Below are 3,230 nucleotides of genomic sequence, written 5' to 3'. Positions count from 1 at the left end.
CCCCCGCCCCGCCCGGCCCCCCCCCGCCGACCCCGCGGTTCCTCCGGCTCCGACGCACGTGAGCCGGAGCAACCGCGGGGTCGGCGTGCGTGACCGGGGGTTCTCCCTACCGTGACCTGGTGGGGCGACGGGATGTCGACGCAGGCCAGGGGGCCCGTAGGTTCGTGGCATGACCTCGCAGCTCGCTCCCGGCCCGGTCCCCTCCGGGCCCGTCGACCAGCCCGTCGACCCGGTCGACGCCGCCTTCCCGCCCACGTCCCGCGACCTCGCCACCGTGGCGCCCGCGCTGGCCGACTCCGGGCGGCTCGCGCTCGCACCCGTCACGCCCGAGACGTGGCGTGCGCTCGCGCACACGACCATCGGCTTCCTCTGGCTCGTCACGGTCGGCACCGTCGTGCTGACCGTCGTGCCGATCGCGGTGTCGTTCGTCCTCGTCTTCGGCGTCGGCCTGCTCATGCTCCCGCTCGTCCTGCGCGCGGCCCGGGGGTTCGCCCGCGCCGAGATCGCGCGGCTCGGCGCCCAGACCGGCGCGCTGGTCCCGCCCCCCGTGCCCGCCCACCGCGGCGGACCGGGCTGGTGGTCGCGCTACCTCGCCCCGCTGCGCGACACGCGCGCCTGGGCCGCCCTCGGCTACGCCGCGCTGGCGACCCTCACGTCGTCGCTCGCGTTCGCGCTCGTCGTCGGCCTCGGTGGCGGCGGCCTCGCCGGCATCCTGGCGCCCGTCTACGGCACCGGCCCGCTGCTCGAGGACTGGCTCGGCTGGCCCACGTGGCTCCTCACCGCGGCCCTGGTGCTCGCCGGGCTCGTCGCGCTGTGGCTCGCGGCGCTCGCGGCGCAGGCGACCACCCTCCTGCACGTCCGCATGGCGCGCGGGATGCTCGGCGCCCCCCGGTCCGCGTACGAGGTCGCGGTGGCCGACGCCGCGCGGGAGCGCGCCGAGTCACGCGTCGCGCACGTGGAGGAGACCCGCCACCTCGTCGTTGGCGCCGCCGACGACGAGCGCCGCCGCATCGAGCGGGACCTGCACGACGGCGCGCAGCAGCGCCTCGTCGCGCTGGGCCTCGAGCTCGGCGCGGCCAAGCGCCGCGGCGCGCAGGACCCGGAGGTGGCCGCCGCCGCGCTGGACCACGCGCACCGCGAGATCCAGGAGACCCTCGCCGAGCTGCGCGACCTGGTGCGCGGCATCCACCCGGCCGTCCTCACCGACCGCGGCCTCGACGCCGCGCTCAGCGCGCTCGCGTCCCGCTCGCCGATCCCCGTGACCGTCCGGACGCCCGACGACGACACGCTCGAGCAGTGCGGCACCGCCGCACGGGCCGCCGCGTACTTCGTCGTCGCCGAGGCGCTCACCAACGTCGCCAAGCACGCCCAGGCGCGCTCCGCGCAGGTCGCGGTCGCGTGCGACGGCACCACGCTGCGGCTCGTCGTCTCCGACGACGGGCGCGGGGGAGCCGCGGCGGCACCCGGCTCGGGCCTCGACGGCCTGCGCAGCCGCGTCGCCGCCCTGGACGGCACCTTCGACCTCGCCAGCCCCGCCGGGGCCGGCACGACCCTCACCGTGGAGCTCCCGTGCGCATCGTGATCGCGGAGGACTCGGTCCTCCTCCTGGACGGCCTGACCCGGCTGCTGACCGCCGAGGGGCACGACGTCACCGGCTACAAGACCGCCGACGAGCTCGTCGCGGCGCTCGGCCCCGACGCGGCGGTCCCCGACGTGCTGGTGACCGACGTGCGGATGCCCCCGTCGCACACCGACGAGGGCCTGCGCGCCGCGATCCACCTGCGCAGCCTGCACCCGCGGCTCCCCGTGCTCGTGCTCTCGCAGTACGTCGAGCAGCGCTACGCCCGCGACCTGTTCGCGGGTGACGTGCGCGGCCTGGGCTACGTGCTCAAGGACCGCGTGACCGACGTCGACGAGCTGCTCGACGCGATCTCCCGGATCGCGGCCGGCGGCACCGTGATCGACCCGGAGGTCGTCGCGCAGATCATGGCGCGCGCGACCCGGACCGGCCTGGAGGACCTCACCCCGCGCGAGCGGGAGGTCATGGCGCTCGTCGCGGAGGGCCGCTCCAACTCCGCGATTGCCGAGCGCCTGTTCATCGGGCTGCCCGCCGTGGAGAAGCACGTCACCTCGATCCTCACCAAGCTCGGGCTGCCGCCGGACAGCGACGACCACCGTCGCGTCCTGGCCGTGCTGCGCTGGCTCGAGCACCGACCGAACGGAGAGTCATGAGCACCGCCACCCAGACCCCCACGCCGCCCGCACCGGTGCGCGACCCGCGCACCTCCGGCTGGGCCAAGGCCCTGCTGTGGGTCGGCGGCACGATCGGCGCCCTCGCGATCGTGTGGGCCGCCCTCGACGTCACGAGCCTCATCGCTCGCGAGAAGACCACCGGTGACGCCACGTACGCGGTCGCGCCGACCGTCGAGCTCGTCGCCGACGGCCGCGTGACCGTCACCGCCGGCGGGTCCGACGAGGTGCATGTCTCGCGCGAGGCGCGGTTCGCGTTCGTCGACCCGCACTACGCGGCGAGCGCGTCCTCGGACCGGCTCGTCGTCTCCTACCAGTGCTCGTGGGGCTGGGTGTGGGACTGCGACACCGACCTGGACGTCACGCTGCCCGCGGGCACCGCGATCGTCGTGCGGACCTCCGACGGCGACGTCCGTGCCACCGGGGTGCTCGGTGACGCGGACCTGCGCTCCAGCAACGGCCGTGTCGAGGCCTCCGCGATGGGTGGCGACCTCGTGGCGCACTCGAGCAACGGCAGCGTCGACGTGCGTGACGTCACCGGGTCGGTGCGCGCCACGTCGAGCAACGGCTCGGTGGTCGTGCGCGGCGCCGCCTCGGTCGAGGCGCGCTCGAGCAACGGCCGCGTCGAGGTCGAGGACGTGCAGGGCGTCGTCGTCGCCGAGTCCAGCAACGGTGACGTGCAGGTCGCCGAGGCCCACGACGACATCACCGCCACGTCCAGCAACGGCAGCGTGACCGTGCACGGCACGGGCCGGCCCGTCGCGCTCGACATCCGCACCTCGAACGGCTCGCAGCGCACCGAGGCCCCCACGGACCCCGCGGCCCCCGTGCACGTGACGATCCACTCGTCCAACGGCTCGGTGAGCTACCTGCCCCCGCGGTCCTGACGGACCGTGTCCGGCGCGACGGCGCGAAAGCGATGGGCCCTCACGCCCCGGCATGATTGCCGGCCGTGAGGGCCCATCTGCTGTCGGGGTGGC

The 3,230-nt window shown here is 75.8% G+C and carries 3 protein-coding genes; all 3 read left to right on the top strand.

The annotated features are described in order from the left end of the window. Nucleotides 1-169 precede the first annotated feature (169 nt). The 3 genes from CUD01_RS16195 to CUD01_RS16185 are packed head-to-tail and all read left to right on the top strand — an operon-like array spanning nt 170 to nt 3,137. Entirely contained in the window at nt 170-1,582 is a 1,413-nt protein-coding gene (locus CUD01_RS16195) for a sensor histidine kinase (protein ID WP_141322520.1), read from the top strand. Then, nucleotides 1,570-2,232 (top strand): response regulator transcription factor, encoded by a 663-nt coding sequence (locus tag CUD01_RS16190; RefSeq protein ID WP_141322519.1) that lies wholly within the window; start codon nt 1,570-1,572, stop codon nt 2,230-2,232. The genes CUD01_RS16195 and CUD01_RS16190 overlap by 13 nt, the downstream gene beginning before the upstream one ends. Then, the gene (locus CUD01_RS16185; protein WP_141322518.1) at nt 2,229-3,137 is read left to right on the top strand and encodes a DUF4097 family beta strand repeat-containing protein; all 909 of its coding nucleotides are present in this window, start codon (nt 2,229-2,231) and stop codon (nt 3,135-3,137) included. The genes CUD01_RS16190 and CUD01_RS16185 overlap by 4 nt, the downstream gene beginning before the upstream one ends. Nucleotides 3,138-3,230 lie beyond the last annotated feature (93 nt).

Source organism: Cellulomonas uda (genome assembly GCF_006538705.1).
GTDB lineage: Bacteria > Actinomycetota > Actinomycetes > Actinomycetales > Cellulomonadaceae > Cellulomonas > Cellulomonas uda.
Note: the sequence above shows the minus strand (reverse complement) of the source record. Positions and strands in the feature narration are given on the sequence as shown.

Excerpts from the sequence above, each read along its gene's own strand:
- CUD01_RS16195 (WP_141322520.1), top strand. The coding sequence starts at position 170 with ATGACCTCGCAGCTCGCTCCCGGCCCGGTCCCCTCCGGGCCCGTCGAC.
- CUD01_RS16185 (WP_141322518.1), top strand. The coding sequence starts at position 2,229 with ATGAGCACCGCCACCCAGACCCCCACGCCGCCCGCACCGGTGCGCGAC.